This window comes from Planctomyces sp. SH-PL14 (genome assembly GCF_001610835.1).
Lineage (GTDB): Bacteria > Planctomycetota > Planctomycetia > Planctomycetales > Planctomycetaceae > Planctomyces_A.
On record NZ_CP011270.1, the window covers coordinates 7,259,376 to 7,277,684 of the forward strand.

The window sequence follows — 18,309 nt, forward strand, 5'->3', positions numbered from 1 at the left end:
TGTTTGGATCGGTGGCGTTCAGCGACGGAGCGCGTGGTCAGCGCACGGAGAACTGCCAGACGATCACCCCGATGCCCACGATGAGGCAGTACCAGGCGAACCAGTGGAGCCGGCCGCGGGCGACGATCCGCAGGAGCCACTCCAGGGCGGCCAGACCGACGAGAAAGGAGACGACCACCCCCGTCGCCAGGACGGGGAGCGGCGTTCCCAGGTCCCCTTTGAGAATCGAGCGGAGGTGAAGCGTCACCGCTCCGCCGATCGCCGGGACCGCGATCAGGAACGAGAACCGGGCCGCGTCGACCCGTGTGTAGCCCCGGGTCATCGCGGCGAAGATCGTGCTTCCCGACCGGCTGACTCCGGGCAAGGGGGCGATGCACTGCAGAAGGCCGACGATCAGGGCGTCGATCCAGCCCCGGGGCCGGACGCCGAAGTCTTCAACCGTCTTCTGGCCGCCGTCGAAGTATCGCGAGAGAAACATCAGCAGGGCCGTGAAGCAGAGTCCCGCCCCGGCGAGCATCGGGAACCAGCTGGCGTGTTCGATCGATTCGAGAGCGTCGCTCAGAGGCTTGCCGATCACGACCAGCGGGAGAGTCGCGACGACGACCGGGGCCAGCAGCCGCGGCCGGCGGACGAGGTCGATCAGCTCCCGCCGGAAGACCACGACGATCGAAAGCAGCGTCCCGATGTGCAGGGCCACGATCACCGGGATCGAGGCGAGCTGTTCCTCGCTCAGTCCCCGCCAGCGGCGGAGGATTTCCGAGACGATCACGAGGTGACCGTCGGAGCTGATCGGCAGAAATTCCGTGATCCCCTGGACGATTCCAAGGATGATGATGCTCAGGTAGTCCATGGCGGTCGCACGGGCTGCGAGGGCGGCAAGACCGGCGTGGTGACGCGGCGCCCGGTCGCTGATCAGATCGGATGCTCAGGAGTGGGCCAGCAGTTCATCGCGCCAGCTCAGGGAAAGTTCGGGGAGATGAGCGAGTTCCGACCGCGCGGCCCGATCGAGCGGACGGTCGAAGTAGGTCCGGAACGCCCGCAGGACCGGCCAGTCGGGTTGCGGACGCTCAATGAGCCGCGGCGTCTCGCCCGCTTCGAGAGCGCCGTTCTCGACGACGCGAAAGTACCAGCCCCCCTGCCCGTTCCGGACAACCTCCTTCGGAAGCTGCGGCCGGGCCCATCGCCGGCCGAGCGTGGCGCACGGCTGCCGGGGCTGCGAGATCTGGAGCCGGGCGGTCCCGAACTGCCAGACGTCGCCGATGCAGACGTCCGCTTCCGTCTGGCCCGAGATCGTCAGGTTCTCACCGAACGCGCCGTAAGGAATTCCGTCCGGAGCGAGGAGCGGCGTCCAATCCGCGTAGTGGTCGAGCGAGTACGCCAGGACCGCCTTGTCGACGCCGCCGTGGTGCTTGCGGTTCGCCTGTCCGTCCCCCTCGAGGCCGAGCTGTCCGACTGCCACGGGGCCCGAGACGGGACGTTTGAAGATCGCCGTGCGGAACCGGGCCTCGGCGTCCTCTTCTTCGCCCGGAATCGGATGCCACTCGGGCTTTCCGACCTGCACGGAGACGATCTTGGCGGCGGCAGACTGCGACATCCGTTCTCTCCCTCTCCCCTTCACTCCGGATAGATCGCGACGTGGAAGCGGCCGTCGGCCGTGACATACCCGCGGAACATGCCGCGGGTGTTGAAGGGCATCGCGAACTGTCCTTCGCGGTCGATGGCGATCAGTCCCCCGACGCCATCCGTTTCCGTTGGGAGCGAGGCGAGCGTCGTCTCGGCCGCGTGCGCGAGCGGTTCCTTCGCATACTGGATGCGAGCCGCGATGTCGTGAGCCACGCAGTATCGCTGGAAGATCTCTCCCCGTCCGGTGCACGAGACCGCGCAGGTCGCGTTGTCCGCGTAGGTCCCCGCACCGATGATCGGGGTGTCGCCGACGCGGCCGGAGCGCTTGTACGTCAGTCCGCCGGTGGAGGTGGCGGCGGCGAGATGCTTCCGGCGGTCCACCGCCACGGCGCCGACGGTGCCGTGGGACATGTGAGGCGTCTTCCCCATGATCTGGTCGGCCTTGGCCTCGACCTGCCGATGCACCTCCTGCATCTCGTCCCAGGCGTCCTGCGTCCAGAAGTAAAGGGGGGCGACCTCCTCGCAACCGGCGTCGATGGCGAATCGTTCCGCACCGTCGCCGATCATCAGGACGTGGGGCGAGCGGTCGAGGATCGCCCGGGCGGCGCGGATCGGATTGCGAAGGCGGGTGACCCCGGCGACGGCCCCGGCCTTTCGCGTCGTTCCATCAGCGATCGCAGCGTCGAGCTCGTTCCGCCCTTCCCGCGTGAAGACCGATCCCCGGCCGGCGTTGAAGAGGGGAGAGTTTTCGAGCCACTCCACGGTCGCCTGCGTGGCGTCGAGCGCCGTGCCGTCGGGGCTCTGGAGGATCTCGTAGCCGACGCGGAGGGCGGCAATCAGGGTGTCGCGGTGTTCGCGTTCACTGGCGGGGGTGAGCTTGTCCCGTTTGGGAGCTCCGGCTCCGCCGTGAAGGACGAGAATAGCGTGCGTGTCGCGCGGCATGGGCTTGGAGGACATCCGGTGTCGTTCCTCAGTTCGCGGGAATCCGGAGCGGTGGCGAGATGGTAGCCGGAAGGCCGTGTCGAGGTGAATCCGGGCCGTGGCGAGGAGCTGTGTTTACCTTGACATCGGAGCTGTCGGCTGGCGAGCGGCGGACGTTACTGAGCCGCGCGCAATCGTTTGTGAACCATGGAGACGGGCGCATCTGTGTCCCCCAGCGAGACCAACCCAAGAATCGGGGTCCAGGGGGTACCCCTGGTGGGGGATGCAAGGGGGCGACGCCCTCTTGCCCGCCGGAGGCTGTCTCGCCGGAAACCGTCGGAAGGAGTACGTATCCAAGCGCGGACACCGTGTCGTATGCCCCCTCACCAACCCGCGGGAATCACGAAGCCAGTGGTGTGGTGTGAAGGAGTGCTCATAGCGGGTACCACAAAGGGGATGCCCGTTGTTTACCACAGTTCCGCGACGAAAATGCCTCCGGCGGCAAGGGGGCGTGGCCCCCTTGACCCCAGGCTGCCGGGGCACGTTGGGTTTGAGCTATGGACGCTGCGCCGGCAAGGACGCGATTTGAGTCAGTGGTACGAGCCCATCCGCCCCCTGAGCCACACCGCGCCTCCCGCGCAAAACTCACCCTCTGCCTCAGTAGCCCGCTGATGACAAGAAGTCCTTACGTCCGCATCACGCCGGAGAGCCAGGCGGAAAGCGAGCCGCCAAAAATCAGCGGGGACCAGGCGGCGAGCTCCGCGGGCATCACGGCGCTCTGCCCGAGGAACTGCCCACCCTGCCAGAGTCCGAAGACGCAGCCGAGGGTCGCCATCGTGACCGAAATGTTGCCGATCAGGCTGTCCCGCTCGCGGCGGATGATCAGCGGAAAGACGAGAAACAGCCCCAGGACCATCAGGACCGGACGGGTCAGGCGGGAATGAACCTGGACGATCTGCCCGCGGATCGAGGCGGTCTGTCCGGAGGGACGCTGGACGCGCCGCAGGAGGTCGATCGTTGAGAGGTATTTGAAGGCGGTGTTCTGCTTGTAGAGCTGTTCGACCGTCATGTCGCAGACGAGGAACAGGTCCGTTCCGTTCTTTCGCGGGATGACGATCTCCCGCCCTTCCTCGGTCAGGTCGATCTCGTTCGGTTTGGGGCTGACGTCCCGCAGCAGCCAGCAGGCGGGGCGGTCGCCTGACGCGGGAAGGTTGACCGCTTCTTTGGCGCGAAGCGGGCGCTGCATGGTCGTGAGCGTGCTCGGGAGCCGGAATTCCGCCTCCTTGATCGTCCGCTCGCCAAGAAAGAGCTGCCGTCCGGAGAAGAAGATCCAGGTCTGCGTGTCGTACTGCGGTTCCACCGCCCGCCCGGCGCTCTGGACTTCGCCGCGCGGCCCCTGGAGCCGGTCGGCGATCCGCGGAATGAGGTACTCCTGGTTCCCGATCAGGAGGAGGTTGACCAGCATGATCCCGACGAAGAAAGGCCACATCAGCCGGTAGGTCGGGACGCCGGCCGCCAGGACCGGGTGGACTTCACCCTGCCGGAGCATGAGGGCCAGAACGATCATGATCGACATGACGCCGATCGTGGGACCGACGAGGTCGAAGATCATCGTCGACTGGTAGAGGTAGTACATCCCGAGCTGGGTGAGCAGCCCGAGAGGCCCCGCGCGCTCGGAGGCGCCCCGCATGTCGATGTTGGTAAACCCGTCGACGATGACATACAGTCCCCATGCCGCAAGGAACATCCCCACAACGACATAGAGATACCGGAACAACAGGTAACGGTCGAACGTCGTCAGCACGGGTGATCGCGGGAAGGAACGGGATCGGTCGGCGGATTTGACGCCGTTTCGTCCGACCGGGTCAAGAGGGGTTCGCCGCCGCGGTCCGCTGCCCGGGGATCCGGGGCCGCTTGGGGATTCGAAGGCGAAATGGTTTACCTCAGCAGGATTTACACTAAATCAGGGGACCAGGGGGAAACCTCGCTGGGTGATGGGACGCGCGTTCCGAAGGGGCACGTCCGGATTGCGGCGTATGGCGGGGTCGACGAGCTGAATTCCGTGCTTGGCGTGGCTGTATCGCTTGGGAACCTTCCGGAGAAGGTGTCCGGGTGGATCCGGGTGATTCAGAACGACCTGTTCGATGTGGGGGCGGATCTTTGCATTCCAGAGTCGGCGCCGGCTCAGGGGTATACGCCGCTGCGGGTTCAGCAGCCGCAGGTGGATCGGCTGGAGCGGTGGATTGATGAGCTCAATCTGGATCTGGCTCCGCTGAACAGCTTTATTCTGCCTGGCGGGAGTCCGGCGGCGTCGCTGCTGCATCAGGCGCGGACGGTCTGTCGGCGGTGTGAGATTGGCGTGTCCCAGTTGATGCAGGCGGAGTCGTTGACGACGCCGGTGTTGCCGTATTTGAACCGGCTTTCGGATTTGCTGTTTGTGGCCGCGCGGTGGTGTAATGGAAAAGGGGCGGACGACATTCTTTGGAAGCCGGGTGCGGGAGCGCAGTGACGTTCCCGTTTGAACCGGGTCCAGGGGGACCCTGGTGGCGTGCAGGGGCCACCCCCTGCCCGCCGGAGGCTTGGCCGTCGAGAGATGTCTGAAGGAGAGCGTGTCCAAACGCGGACACCGTGTCGTATGCCCCCTCATCAATCCGCGGGGATTCCAAAGCCAGCGGTGTCGATTGAGGGAGTCCTCATAGCCGGTTCCACAAAGCGGACGTCCGTTGTGTCCCACGGTTCCGCGACGAAAATGCCTCCGGCGGCAAGGGGGCGTGGCCCCCTTGACCCCAGGCTGCCGTCGCACGTGGGGTTTGAGCTAACGAGCCGTGCCGGCAAGGACGTGGTCTACGCACTCGCGGAGAGCACGTCTGCCAGATTCACTGGCGTCATTGAACATCAGAGACGACTCATCAGAATGAAGGCTCCGATCCCCTGCCCCGACGAGTTGCGAATTTGCCGGAGATTCGACCTTTCCGCAACGGCGACGTCCCCGACCTCGTTCGGCTCTGGAACGAGTCGGACCTGGGACGCGGGGCGGCACACCTGAATTCCGTCGAAGTCCTCGAAAGCGCCACGTTCAACCGCTCCTACTTCGACCACCGCGGCTGCCTGATGGCTCTCGACGAGGGAAAACTCGTCGGGTTCGGCCTCGCCGGACCGGCCATCAGCCCCGACCGCTCCTCCCTCGACCTGCAGCGCGGAGTGATCTGCTTCGTCGTCGTCCACCCCTCCGCCCGGCGGCGGGGGATCGGACGGGCCCTCGTCCACCGCCTCGAGCAGTACCTGCGGACCCGAGGCGTCCAGACCATCTACGCCGGCCCGCATCGCGGCGCCGACCCGTTCGGCTTCGGACTCTACGGCGGCTGCCGTCCCTCCGGATTCCTCCGCTCCGACCCGGCCGCGGAACCGTTCTTCCTCTCGCTCGGCTACTGCCCGGACGCCCGGTACGAGATCAAGATCCGCGACCTGACAACCGCCCGCGATCCCACCTCGGCCCGCCTGATGACGATCCGCCGGCAGGTCATGCTGGCGATCGACGAGCGACCCGATCAGCCGACCTGGTGGTGGTACGAGCAGTACGGCCGGGCGGAGGCGTTCCGCTTCCACCTGCGGATGCGCCGCGGCGGGGAAATGATCGCCAGCATCAACGCCGTCCGCCTCGACCAGTACGCGGACAAGTGGCAGGCCAACGCCGTCGGCCTCGTCGATCTCGACGTCTCGCCCGACTACCGCGGCAAGGGCTTCGGCCAGACGCTGCTCGTCGAGGCGTGCCGGGAGCTGCGGCAGCAGAACGTCGGCCTGGTCGAACTCAGCCTGCCGATGGACAACCCGATCGGCCTGCGGGCGGCGACGAACGCGGGGTTCGTCTTCGCCGACTCCGGCATGGCCTATCGGCTCAACTCCTCGTCTCCCCACGATCCCGGTGCGGCGCTATGGGCCCCGGAGCGCTTCGGGCATCGCTGACGCCGCATGCGGCAACCGAAGGGGTCAGCCTGGGTCGTTCGACGGATTCTTGCGCCGCGGCGGGTCGAGATAGCGATAGCCCGTATTCGGGTTCTTCTCATCGAAGGCGTAGGCGTCGCGGTTCCGCAGGAAGTGCTTCACGTAGCTGATCGGGATCGCGAAACCGAGCCCCTCTCCGCCGATGAGCTTCATGTTCGTCACCCCGACCACTTCGCCGCGAGTGTTGAACAGCGGGCCGCCGCTGTTGCCGGGATTGATCTCGGTCGTCGTCTGGATGTAGAGAATCCCGTCGAAATTCCGGCTGCGGGTGCTGACGATCCCCTGCGAGACCGACCGCTCGAGGCCCAGCGGAGAGCCGATGGCGAACACGCTCTCCCCTTCTTTGGGAACGGCGTCCCCGGCGAGGTAGACGGTCCGGAACTTGTAGTCCTTGTCTTTGTTGGGGATCTGCAACAGGGCGAGGTCGAAGTATTGGTTCAGGGCCAGGATCTTGACGTCGTCAATCCGCTTGCGGACGAGGTCCCCGGTCTGCTGGCGATCGAAGATCGTGACGGAGATCCGGGTTTCCGCTTCGACGACGTGGTAGTTCGTGACGCAGTAGCCGCGGTCGTTGATGATGAACCCGCTGCCGAGGCCGCTGGGGGTCTCGATCAGGACCACCCCTTCGCCATATTCCTCGGCCAGATCCTTGACGGACTTGGGGGGCAGGCTCGCCATCAGGAAAACGCCGTCCTCGTCGCCGGAGACGTTCGAGATCTTGGCGGGGGTCTCGGAGTCCTTCTCGTCGATCGACTCGATCCGCTCGAGCGGAATCCGGACGACGTCGACGCCGATGTCGACATACAGCTCCCGGTCGGTCTTCTTCAGGACGCTCCCCTGCAGGCGGTGGCCGGACTTGAGCATCACGGTGTCGGCCGGGGCCGGCATCGCGAAAGCCACGAGCGCCGCGAGGGCGAGCAGGACTGTCCCGGAAAAACCGGCTCGGGAGAAGGATGCGGAATGCGACGCCGAAGGTGCGGATGAGATGCTCAACTCAAGCCTTTCGTCCATTGGGGTGACTTGGGAACCGGAACGGCTCGTGGCGCCGCGCTTCAGCCGCCGGTGCGGTACTTGGGGTGGCACTCCGCCATCGCCTGATCAATTCCGTTGAGCGACATGCGGAACTTCTGAAAATCGTCGGCCTTCACCGCCTCGACGCTCTGCATCGTGCCGTCGATGAGCCGCTTGTGGAAGGCCATGTACTCGTCGTCGTCGAGGTACTCGTATCCCTCGGAGGCCATGATCCCGGCCAAGAGGTTGAAGACCATCGCTTCCCGCTCGACCGAAGCCTTGTCTTCCTTGAACCGCTTTTCGTCGGTGATGTTGAGCTTCAGGTAGTCGAAGGTCTTCTGGAACTTCCACATGATGTCCGACAGCGTCGTGACGTCGCTGTAGGGGACGACGTCGGCCGCGTCCTTGGCGGGGGGCTTGCCGCCGTCCAGCATGTCGCAGATCTTGTCGAACGACTCCTTGGCGATCTTGAACCGCTCGCTCCCCTTGTCGCTCGCCTGGCTGCTGATCGTCTTGGCCTCGTCCCGGATGAACTTGGCCTTGGCCTTCCAGTTCGGCTGATCGGCCCCCGGGTAATCGCCGACCGCCTTCGCGATGCTCGCCAGGACCGCCGCCTCGGCGGAGACTTCCGCAAAGTTGCGATTGAAGTCGCCGAGCTTCTGCAGACCGGTCGTCAGCTTGGTGCGGCTCTGCTTCGACTCTTCGATGAGGGATTCGATCGACGCGAGCTTCGTCAGGTCGAAGGCTCCGGATCCACCGCCCGCGGCACCCGTGGCCGGCGCGGCAGGCATGGGCATCGGCGAGGCCGAAGGCGACATCGGCATCGGAGTCGTCGCCGCCATGGCGGGTGCGCCGGAGACCACCGTCTGGTCCGTGGCGACCGTCAACGGACGGTCGAAGAAGACGTCGTACGGAATCTTCCCCAGCCAGCGGGTTTCCTTCCGCTTGGGATCGACCGGCTCCGGTGGCGACTGCGGAAACGCCGTGGCGGCCGGACCGCCGGACGCGGGGGCCGCAGCCGGTGTTCCGGCGACCGGAGCGGCTGCGGGAGCACCGGGGGCCGGCGAACCGGCAGCCGGAGCGGCCTGCGGCGCGGGGGCCGGCGTTCCTCCGCCGCAGCCGGTCAACAGCAGAAGCCCGAATGATCCAGCCACGAGTGATCCGGCGGCCAGCGAGCCCGTCATCACTGTCCCGAAACTCCGGAGCGTGGGTCCGAACGAAAGCGGTCGCGGCATTCCCGTACCTGAACTGGCCAATCTGATGGGAGTTGCGATTATCCTGCCCGGAAACGCAACGTGCAATGCGCTATCTCCTCTGATAAACTCCCCCGCCCAAAATCGGGCGCCGGCCGCGCCGGGACATGGGGTTCCGTCGCGACCCCGGTCCATCGGAGCCTGCGCCCAATTACATCCGCCCGGAGTCGAGGCGGACGGGGTCAGGTCAGTCGTGCCACGGGAGTCGGTCCAGTCGTGTCGATCATCGTTCAGAAGTTCGGGGGAACCAGCGTCGCCACTGCCGAGAAGATCCTCTCGGCCGCCAAGCGGGCGATCGATCTGACGAAACGCGGGCACCAGGTCGTGATGGTCGTCAGCGCCCGGGGCAAGAAGACCGACGAGCTCATTACGCTGGCCGAAGAGATCACCAAGACGCCCGCTCCCCGCGAGATGGACATGCTCCTCTCGATCGGCGAGCAGGAGACGGTCGCCCTGATGGCGATGGCGATCCACACGCTCGGGGAGAAGGCGGTCAGCCTCACCGGCGGCCAGATCGGGATCGTGACGGACTCGACCCACACCAAGTCGCGGATCCGCAAGATCAGCACCGACCGCCTGCGAAAGCACCTCGACGAAGGGGCGATCGTCGTTGCCTGCGGGTTTCAGGGGGTCGACGAGGACGGAAACATCACGACCCTCGGCCGCGGCGGCAGCGACACGACCGCGTCCGCGCTTGCCGCCGTCCTCCAGGCCGAGGAATGCGAGATCTACACCGACGTCAACGGCGTCTATACGACTGATCCGCGGGTCGTCCCGGAAGCCCGCCGGATCGGGACGATTTCCTACGACGACATGCTGGAGATGGCGAGCCTGGGAGCGGGCGTCATGCACTCCCGGTCGATCGAGTTCGCCAAGAAGTTCAACGTGAAGCTCCGCGTGAAGCCGGCCTACTCGACGGAGGATGGGACGCTCATCGCTCCGGTCGGGGATGACATCGACCGGCCTGTCACAGGGCTGGCGATCGTCAAGAACGAGGCCCGCGTCACGCTCAAGGGAATTCCCGACCGCCCGGGGGTTATGGGGACGGTCTTTTCCAAGCTCGCCGCCCGGAAGATCCCGATCGACATGGTCGTGCAGAACGTCGTTTCCGACGGCAAGGCGGAGGTGACTTTCACGGTTCCCGAGGGAGACCTCGCCGGGACCCTGACCGCGGCCCAGGAGGCGGTGAACGAAGTCGGCTCCGGAACGGTCGTCAGCGGGACGAATGTCTCGAAGGTCTCCGCCGTCGGGACCGGGATGAGGACCAACACCGGCGTCGCGGCCCAGATGTTCCGCCGGCTGGCGGAAGCGGGGGTCAACATCCAGATGATCACGACCAGCGACATCAAGATTTCGGTCCTGGTCGACCGGAACCTGAGCCAGGCGGCCCTGCGGGCGGTCCATCAGGGCTTCGAACTCGACAAGGCGGCGGTGGCGGCGACGCAGCCCAAGGCTCCGAAGCTGGCGGCCCGCGACGAGAAGGCGCTGCAGACGGCGGTTGCGGACCGGCTATCGAATATGGAAGACATCGTCGTGAGCGACATCCTCCATGACGACAGCCAGTCGCGGGTGACGCTGCACAACGTTCCGGACCGGCCGGGGCTTTGCGCCGAGATCTTCGAGACGGTCGCCCGGGAGAACCTCCTGGTCGACATGATCGTCCAGAACATCGGCGAGAACGGGACGACCGAGGTGTCCTTCACCGTGCCCCGCGCGGATCTCGAGAAGTGCCTGACAACCGTGGGCAAGCTGCTGGAGCGGCTGCACGGTGCGTATGTCTCTCACGACAGGGACATTTCGACCCTGTCGGTGATGGGGATCGGCCTGCGGACCCACACCGGGGTGGGCGAGAAGATGTTCCGCTGCCTGGCGGAGGCGGGGATCAACATCAAGCTCATCAACACGAGCGAGATCCGGATCAGTGCCGTGATCGATCGGAAGCAGGGTGCATTGGGGCTGGAGCGGCTCGTTGCGGCGTTCGGCGTCGCCCCCTGAAGCCTTGGGGGCGGTCAACGAGGGACGGAGTGGATGTCCCCTTGGCTCGAACCGCGCCGTTGCCGGCGAAGCTCCCATAGCTCAAACCCAATGTGCGACGGCAGCCTGGGGTCAAGGGGGCCACGCCCCCTTGCCGCCGGAGGCATTTTCGTCGCGGAACCGTGGGACACAACGGATGACCCCTTTGTGGCACCAGCGGTGAGGACTCCTTCACATCACACCGCTGGCTTTGCAATCCCCGCGGGTTGGTGAGGGGGCATACGGCACGGCGTCCGCGTCTGGATACTCACTCCTTCAGACATCCCTCGACGGCCAGGCCTCCGGCGGGCAAAGGGGCGTTGCCCCTCTGCACTCCCCACCAGGGGTACCCCCTGGACCCCGGTTTTTGGCGGCAATGTTGGTGGCGCAGCAAAAAACGCCACACCCGATGGAGTCTCGCGAGCGCCGCTGAGCTTCCACCGGGTGGGCGTTGTTCTGTCTGCCGACTGGAGGCGGGGCAAACCTTCTGATCGAGAAGGAACGCTCCGCCCGGCCGCAGTTTACTTGGCTTCTTCGATCGTGAACGGCTCGCGAACGACCGGCTTCTGAATCAGGCCGCTGCGAAGCATCTTGACCGGAACCCGACGGCGGACCGTCTTGCCGTCTTCGACGACACGGACTTCCTGGAGGTTCTGCTTGAACTGGCGGCGGGCGATGCCAGTCGTCTTGCGACCGTTACCGCCGAGGTACTTGGCCTTACCGCGCTGGGTCAGCGAGTTTCCGAGCACCGGCTTGAGGTCGCCGTAAATCGCCGCCTTCTTGGCTCGCTTGATCCGTTTGTTCTTCTTGAGCGTGCTCATGACTCTCAAAACCGGCTGGGCCCCGCCGAGGTGGCGGAGCAAATCGCAAAGGGGAAAGCGAAGAAATTTAACGGGTCCCCCGGGGGAACGCAATCGGATTGACGGGGCAGTCCCCCTCCCGTCCCGAACCGGCTTCCGGGGAGTTCGGACGGTTCCGCCGGCTCCGGAAAACGGTGCTTGAAGTTCCGGACTTTCGACGGTAGTTCTCAGAATCGTAAGCCAAGACTCGGTTTACGCGCGTATCCACTCTGAGTGCTCATGAGGACGAATGATGCGCAGGATTTCGACGCTGGGCCTGGTGGTGCTTCTGGGGCTGTTCTCGATGGGGGTCTTCGGCATCTCACCCCCGCCCGTTTCCGCCACTCTGGCGGCCTCCCCCGGCGAGTTCCGCTACTTCTCCTTCCTCACCGATCCTTCATTTTCCTCCGTGGAGCGAGCCCTGCTGTTCGGTGTCCTCGGAATCGCCTTCGCCGGTCTCGCATATGCGTGGATGTTGATGGGTCAGGTCCGCTCGGCCGACCCCGGCACGCCGCGGATGCAGGAGATCGCAGCTGCGATTCGCGAGGGGGCCGACGCCTACCTCCGCCGGCAGCTCAGTACCGTCTCGATCCTGATCGTGGTCCTGGTCGTGGTCCTCTTTTTCACGAAGGCGATGACCTCCCCTCTCGGGATCCACGACCCCTTTGCCCTTGGGCGGGCGCTCGCGTTCCTGATGGGAGCGGTCTTCTCGGCCACAGTCGGATTCGTCGGGATGCGGCTGGCGACCACCGGCAACCTGCGGGTCGCGGCGGGGGCCCAGGTCGGTTTCGGCCGGGCGCTGATGCTCGGCTACCGCACTGGAACGATCACCGGGATGCTGACCGACGGCCTCGGGCTGCTCGGCGGGACTCTGATCTTCATGGCCTATGGGGAGCACGCCTATGAGGCGCTCCTGGGTTTCGGCTTCGGCGGGACGCTGCTGGCGCTCTTTATGCGGGTTGGCGGCGGGATCTACACGAAAGCGGCGGACGTCGGCGCGGACCTCGTCGGAAAGATTGAGAAGGACATCCCTGAGGACGATCCGCGGAACGCCGCCACGATCGCGGACAACGTGGGGGACAATGTCGGTGACTGTGCGGGGATGGCGGCTGACATCTTCGAGTCCTACGAGGTGACGATTGTTGCCGCCATGATCCTGGGGTGGGCCAGCTTCGGGCACCTGGGGGTCCTGTTCCCGGTTCTGGTCCGGGCGATCGGGGTCATCGCCTCGATCATCAGCACGTATCTCGTAAAGGCGGGGGACAAGGGGAACGTCGGCGAGGCGATGAAGTCGATCAACTTCGGGTTCCTCGTCGGTTCGGCCCTGTCGGTTCTCGGGTTCCTGGTTCTGGGCTTCTTCTTCCTGCGGTTCACCGAGCAGCACATTTCGCCCGAGAAACTGGCGGACATCCGGCAACTCCCGGCCTGGGCGAACTGGGGCGTCGTGGGCCTCGACATGCGCCCCGCCTACACCTGCCTGATCGGCGTGATTCTGTGCATCGGGCTCAACAAGGTGACGGAGTATTTCACCGGGACCGAGTACAAGCCGGTCCACGGCCTCGTCCGCAACTGCACCACCGGGCACGCGACCAACATTATCGAGGGCTTTGCGGTCGGCTACGAATCCGCGGTCTGGACGGCGGTGACGCTGTGTCTCGCCATCTTCGCCAGCGCCATGGTGTACTCGGGCGAGAACGCGATCTTCGTCGCGTACGGCGTGGCGATGTGCGGGATCGGGATGCTGACCCTGACGGGGAACACGATCTCGATGGACGTCTTCGGTCCCGTGGCGGACAACGCCAATGGGATCGGCGAGATGGGCTACGACCGGGCGGAGATGGGTGAGGAGAAGTACCGCGAGGCGCGGCAGATCCTGGCGGACCTCGACGCGGTCGGGAATACGACCAAGGCGGTGACAAAGGGGGTCGCGATCGGTTCGGCGGTCATTGCCGCCGTGTCGCTCTTTGCGAGCTACATCACCGTCATCGGGTCGGGGGGGGCGGGAGAGAGCGAGGCGATCCCGGCGGGGTTGTTCGACTACGTGGCCGGGCTGTTGACGGTGTCGAACCCGATCATGTTCATCGGGATGCTGCTGGGGGGATCGGTTCCCCTGCTCTTCTCCTCGATGACGATCCGGGCGGTGGGGCGGGCGGCGTTCTTGATCGTGAACGAGTGCCGCGAGCAGTTCCGCGACAAGGCGATCTGGGAGGGGACCAAGAAGCCGGATTACGGCCGGGTGGTCAACATCTGCACGACGTCGGCGCAGCAGGAACTGATCGGTCCTGCGTTTCTGGCGGTCTTCACGCCGGTGCTGGTTGGTTTCCTGCTGGGGCCGATTGCGCTGGCTGGGTTCCTGGCGGGGTCGATTGTGGTCGGGCAGCTCATGGCGTCGTTCATGTGCAACTCGGGTGGGGCGTGGGACAACGCGAAGAAGATGGTGGAGGATGAGCCGCGGGATGCGGAGGCGAATACCGGCAAGGGGAGTGAGAAGCACAAGGCGAGCGTCACCGGCGACACCGTGGGTGATCCGCTAAAGGACACGGCGGGGCCGGCGGTGAATCCGCTGCTGAAGGTGATGAACATGGTTGCGATTCTGGCGGTGCCGTTGGCGCTTCCGTACGACCGGCAGACGGTGGAGCGGGTGCGCGAAGGGGCGGAGCGGTTCCACTTCACGTTGCCGGCGGACTTTCAGGTGATTGGGGTCAATACGTTCTGGATGGTGGTGGTTGCGGTGTGTGTGGCGTTGTTGTTCTGGGCGATTCTGCAGTCGAAGAAAGAGGGAGTGCACCGGTAACCCTCGATTCCCGGCCAAGCCGAACCGGGGTCCAGGGGGTAACCCCTGGTGGGGGATGCAAGGGGGCCACGCCCCCTTGCCCGCCGGAGGCCTGGCCGTCGAGAGATGTCTGAAGGAGAGCGTCTCCAAGCGCGGACGACGTGCCGTATGCCCCCTCACCAACACGGGAGGATTGCAAAGCCAGCGGTGAGGTGTGAGGGAGTCCTCAACGCTGGTACCACACAGCGGTCATCCGTTGTGTCCCACGGTTCCGCGACGAAAATGCCTCCGGCGGCAAGGGGGTGAGACCCCCTTGACCCCAGCGGCCGTAACACGTTGGGTTTGAGCGATCACGTCGTGCCGGCAGGGACGTGGTCCAAAAACGAAAAAGCCCTCGGCAGTCAGGCGACCGACGAGGGCTTGAAGTCTTCGTATCCGTCGCAGCTTAGGCGGCGGCCGAATCCGGCGGCAGCAGGCGGGCTTCACCCCGGACAATCTCCGGAGTGATGATGTACCGCTGGCCCGGCTCGCGATCCGGCAGCTCGTACATCAGGTCGAACATCACCGACTCGACCACCGACCGCAGACCACGGGCACCCGTGTTCTTGGCCCGAGCCGTCCGGGCAATCTCCTTGAGAGCCGCGTCCGTGAACTCGATCGACGCGTTCTCCATCTCGAAGAGCCGCTGGTACTGCTTGACGATCGCGTTCTTCGGCTCCGTCAGGACCCGCACCAGATCGCTTTCGTTCAGCTTCGACAGCGTGCTCAGAACCGGGAGGCGTCCGAGCAGTTCGGGGATCATGCCGAACTCGAGGACGTCTTCCACGGTGACGTTCTCGAGAACGTCGTTGATCCGCTCGGATTCGCTGACCACGTCCTGCCCGAAGCCGATCATCTTGCGGCCCATCCGCTTGCCGATGATCTCTTCGAGGCCCACGAACGTCCCGCCGCAGATGAACAGGATGTTCGTCGTGTCGACCTGGATGTACTGCTGCTCGGGGTGCTTGCGGCCACCCTGCGGAGGAACGTTCGAAACCGTCCCTTCGAGCATCTTCAGCAGCGACTGCTGGACCCCTTCACCCGAGACGTCCCGGGTGATCGAGACGTTGTGGTTCGTCCGGCCGATCTTATCGATTTCGTCGATGAAGATGATCCCCCGCTGAGCGGAGTCGATGTCGAAGTCCGCGGCGTGGAGCAGCTTGAGAAGGAGGTTCTCGACGTCTTCCCCGACGTAGCCCGCTTCGGTCAGCGTCGTCGCGTCGCCGATGGCGAACGGGACCTGCAGCAGCCGGGCCAGCGTCTTGGCCATCAGGGTCTTGCCGGAGCCGGTCGGGCCGATGAGAAGGATGTTCGACTTCTCGATTTCGACTTCGCCGTCACGGTCTTCCGTGTGGACCAGCCGCTTGTAGTGGTTGTGGACGGCAACGGCGAGGGCCCGCTTCGTCCGCCCCTGGCCGATGACGTACTTGTCGAGATGCGCCACGATCTCGCGGGGCGACGGAATCTTGTTGAAGAGCTTCTTGGGCTCTCCACGGCGACGCCGCTCCTGGTCCAGGATCGACTGGCACAGGTCAATGCATTCACCGCAGATGTAAACGTCAGCCGGCCCTTCGACGAGCGGTCCGACGTCGCGATAGCTCTTCCCACAGAAAGAGCAGTTCGCATTCTTCTTCCCCGAGGGGGTTTTCTTTCCCGAGGTGAAGTCTTTACCGGAGGTCATGCCAGTTCCTTCAGAGGTGTCGATCGCCGAAATCGGCGATCTGCCCGGTCCGTGGCCGCCTCCCTGCTTCGGCCTGCGGAATCAACTGTTCTGAATCGTCCTCGATTCATGACGGATGTGCCTGTCGTATCGATCGCCGGGACGGGTCCCGGATTTCCAGACGGTCGGCACTCTTGGCAGGTCAGGAGTCGACTTGCGTCGACTTTCCCGGCTTCGTGGAATCTGCGGTCTCCTGCGGGTCCGGCAACTCCCTTGATGACGGACTCGCAATCAGTTTCCGCTTGATGGATCGGAATTCCTCGTCGGAGAGGTCACCCTCCGACTGCATTTCGCGGAACTGCGTCAACAACATTGTGGAGTCGACAGCACTACCGTCATCTTCGTTCAACCACTCACGGAGCTTGAGAATCAACCAGCCGAGCAGACAGAGAGCAACAACTACGCCAATGAGCCAGGGAACGCTCTTGAGCAGCAATTGCTGCGTGTTGATCCGCTTGGCGGCCGCCAATGCCCACATTCGCGCGACTCCAATGACCGGGGCACCCCGATCGTTTTGGGATTATCTGGTAGCAATTGCAGACTGACAAGCACCTGTTTTACATCTTGAGCCCCCGAAGGCCCGCCGGCGCTTGACATTCGCAATCCTCGACCGCACGGCCCGGCCTGGGTTTGGAGGACGTCGTTCCCGCTTCGACGTCCTCTGCGGTTCCCCGCGGTTGCTCCGCGAGGGAGTGGACCTGCCTTGCAGTGAACACCTGTGCGAATGGCGGGGGAGGAATGGACTTCGGAGCGGCGATCCTTACGCCGGCCCGGTTGCGGATGGGGGCGCGATTCCTCAACAATGTGGCTTGCGGGTTTGTGGAAACGTCCTGTGCAGCGGTCCCGGTCAGGGGCCGTCGAATCGAAATGGGTTTGCTCATGTTGCGTGTTGTTGCCGGTCTGGCGGTGTTGGCGATCTGGACGGGCGCGGCGGTCGCCGCCGATCGGCCGGGACTGGTGAAGGAGAAACCGGCGGCCCAGCCCTATGTGGAAACGCCCGAAGGCTTCATGGTCCCCTACGCCCAGAAGATTCCGGGGACCGACGCCACGTTTCAGATGATCCCCGTCCCCGGCGGAAAATTCCTGCTCGGGAGCCCGGCGAAGGAAACCGGGCACAAGCCGGACGAAGCTCCGCAGGTAGAAATCACCGTTCCGCCCTTCTGGATGGCGCGGAATGAGGCGACCTGGACGGAATACCGGCCGTTCATGGAAATGTTCATGGTCTTCAAGAGCTTTGAAGGCCGGGGCATCCGCAAGGTGACCGACGAGAACAAGGTCGACGCCATCACCGTGCCGACGGAGCTCTACGAGCCGACCTTCACGTTCGAGTTCGGCGACGATCCGCAGCTCCCCGCCGTCAGCATGACCCAGTACGCGGCCAAGCAGTACTCCAAGTGGATCAGCCTGACCTACGGCGTTCAGTACCGCCTGCCAACCGAGGCGGAGTGGGAATACGCCTGCCGCGCCGGCTCGGCCGCCGCCTACACCTACGGGAACGACCCCGCGCGGCTGGCGGAATTCGCCCATTTCGCCGGGACGTCAAAGGGGACCGGCCCCCGGAAGGTGGCCCTCGGCACACCCAACGCGTTCGGTCTTTACGACATGCACGGCAACGTCGCCGAGTGGACCCTCGATGAGTACTTTGACACCGGCTACGAGTTCCTGAAGGGGAAGGCCGACCTGACCCCCACCACCGCGTTCGTCCTCCCCAAGCAGGAATGGCCCCGCGTGGTCCGAGGGGGCTCCTGGGAGAACGAAGCGGTCGACTGCCGGAGCGCGTCACGGCTGGACTCCAATATGGAGAAGTGGAAGGAGACCGACCCGAACCTCCCCAAGAGCCCGTGGTGGATGACGAACGATCCGGTCCGCGGCGTCGGCTTCCGGCTCATTCGGCCGCTGAAGGAAGTCCCCCGGGAAGAGATCGAAAAGGTCTGGGGGATCGACCTGGAGACGCTGCAGTCCGATGTGGACTTCCGGATGATCCAGGGACGCGGCGTGTACGGGATCGTCGACCCCGGACTCCCGAAAGCGATCGACGAACTGAGAGCGGAGAAGTAGAACTCGCCCGAGGAGAACCCGGCGGGACGTCCGTTTGAGCGCCGCGCCGGATCCTGT

At 64.9% G+C, this 18,309-nt stretch carries 14 protein-coding genes; 5 read left to right on the forward strand and 9 right to left on the reverse strand.

The window, feature by feature from the left end; genetic code table 11:
• Positions 1 to 37: 37 nt before the first annotated feature.
• The 4 genes from VT03_RS28020 to VT03_RS28035 form a co-directional block, all read right to left on the reverse strand.
• Positions 38 to 850, reverse strand: coding sequence for an undecaprenyl-diphosphate phosphatase (locus VT03_RS28020; protein ID WP_075096067.1), 813 nt, complete (start codon positions 848 to 850; stop codon positions 38 to 40).
• Positions 851 to 925: 75 nt separating this feature from the next.
• A complete protein-coding gene (locus tag VT03_RS28025) occupies positions 926 to 1,594 on the reverse strand; it encodes an MOSC domain-containing protein (protein WP_075096068.1) in 669 nt (222 codons plus the stop codon).
• Positions 1,595 to 1,614: 20 nt separating this feature from the next.
• The gene (locus VT03_RS28030) at positions 1,615 to 2,580 is read right to left on the reverse strand and encodes an isoaspartyl peptidase/L-asparaginase family protein (protein WP_075096069.1); all 966 of its coding nucleotides are present in this window, start codon (positions 2,578 to 2,580) and stop codon (positions 1,615 to 1,617) included.
• A 649-nt stretch (positions 2,581 to 3,229) separates the two neighbouring features.
• Positions 3,230 to 4,348: an LptF/LptG family permease gene (locus VT03_RS28035; RefSeq protein ID WP_075096070.1), complete on the reverse strand. Its 1,119-nt coding sequence runs from the start codon at positions 4,346 to 4,348 to the stop codon at positions 3,230 to 3,232.
• A gap of 129 nt (positions 4,349 to 4,477) precedes the next feature.
• On the opposite strand from VT03_RS28035, the gene VT03_RS28040 reads away from it, so the two are divergent.
• Positions 4,478 to 5,053 (forward strand): cob(I)yrinic acid a,c-diamide adenosyltransferase, encoded by a 576-nt coding sequence (locus tag VT03_RS28040; protein WP_075096071.1) that lies wholly within the window; start codon positions 4,478 to 4,480, stop codon positions 5,051 to 5,053.
• Between the two features lie 443 nt (positions 5,054 to 5,496).
• Positions 5,497 to 6,507, forward strand: coding sequence for a GNAT family N-acetyltransferase (locus tag VT03_RS28045; RefSeq protein WP_075096072.1), 1,011 nt, complete (start codon positions 5,497 to 5,499; stop codon positions 6,505 to 6,507).
• 24 nt (positions 6,508 to 6,531) lie between these two features.
• Here the strand turns inward: VT03_RS28045 and VT03_RS28050 are convergent, their stop codons facing one another.
• A complete protein-coding gene (locus VT03_RS28050; RefSeq protein WP_231870538.1) occupies positions 6,532 to 7,446 on the reverse strand; it encodes a S1C family serine protease in 915 nt (304 codons plus the stop codon).
• A gap of 152 nt (positions 7,447 to 7,598) precedes the next feature.
• Positions 7,599 to 8,711, reverse strand: coding sequence for a hypothetical protein (locus tag VT03_RS28055; RefSeq protein WP_156514814.1), 1,113 nt, complete (start codon positions 8,709 to 8,711; stop codon positions 7,599 to 7,601).
• A gap of 315 nt (positions 8,712 to 9,026) precedes the next feature.
• On the opposite strand from VT03_RS28055, the gene VT03_RS28060 reads away from it, so the two are divergent.
• Positions 9,027 to 10,805: an aspartate kinase gene (locus VT03_RS28060; RefSeq protein WP_075096074.1), complete on the forward strand. Its 1,779-nt coding sequence runs from the start codon at positions 9,027 to 9,029 to the stop codon at positions 10,803 to 10,805.
• A 539-nt stretch (positions 10,806 to 11,344) separates the two neighbouring features.
• Here VT03_RS28060 and VT03_RS28065 read toward each other — a convergent pair.
• Positions 11,345 to 11,644, reverse strand: coding sequence for a L28 family ribosomal protein (locus tag VT03_RS28065; protein ID WP_082846592.1), 300 nt, complete (start codon positions 11,642 to 11,644; stop codon positions 11,345 to 11,347).
• Positions 11,645 to 11,912: 268 nt separating this feature from the next.
• On the opposite strand from VT03_RS28065, the gene VT03_RS28070 reads away from it, so the two are divergent.
• Positions 11,913 to 14,456: a sodium-translocating pyrophosphatase gene (locus VT03_RS28070; protein ID WP_082846593.1), complete on the forward strand. Its 2,544-nt coding sequence runs from the start codon at positions 11,913 to 11,915 to the stop codon at positions 14,454 to 14,456.
• Between the two features lie 424 nt (positions 14,457 to 14,880).
• Here the strand turns inward: VT03_RS28070 and clpX are convergent, their stop codons facing one another.
• Both clpX and VT03_RS28080 read right to left on the reverse strand, forming a co-directional pair.
• Complete coding sequence (clpX, locus tag VT03_RS28075; protein WP_075096075.1) at positions 14,881 to 16,155, reverse strand: ATP-dependent Clp protease ATP-binding subunit ClpX; 1,275 nt, start codon at positions 16,153 to 16,155, stop codon at positions 14,881 to 14,883.
• Between the two features lie 181 nt (positions 16,156 to 16,336).
• Positions 16,337 to 16,663: a hypothetical protein gene (locus tag VT03_RS28080; RefSeq protein WP_156514815.1), complete on the reverse strand. Its 327-nt coding sequence runs from the start codon at positions 16,661 to 16,663 to the stop codon at positions 16,337 to 16,339.
• Between the two features lie 410 nt (positions 16,664 to 17,073).
• On the opposite strand from VT03_RS28080, the gene VT03_RS28085 reads away from it, so the two are divergent.
• Positions 17,074 to 18,252, forward strand: coding sequence for a formylglycine-generating enzyme family protein (locus VT03_RS28085; protein WP_197489105.1), 1,179 nt, complete (start codon positions 17,074 to 17,076; stop codon positions 18,250 to 18,252).
• The last annotated feature ends 57 nt before the right edge of the window (positions 18,253 to 18,309 follow it).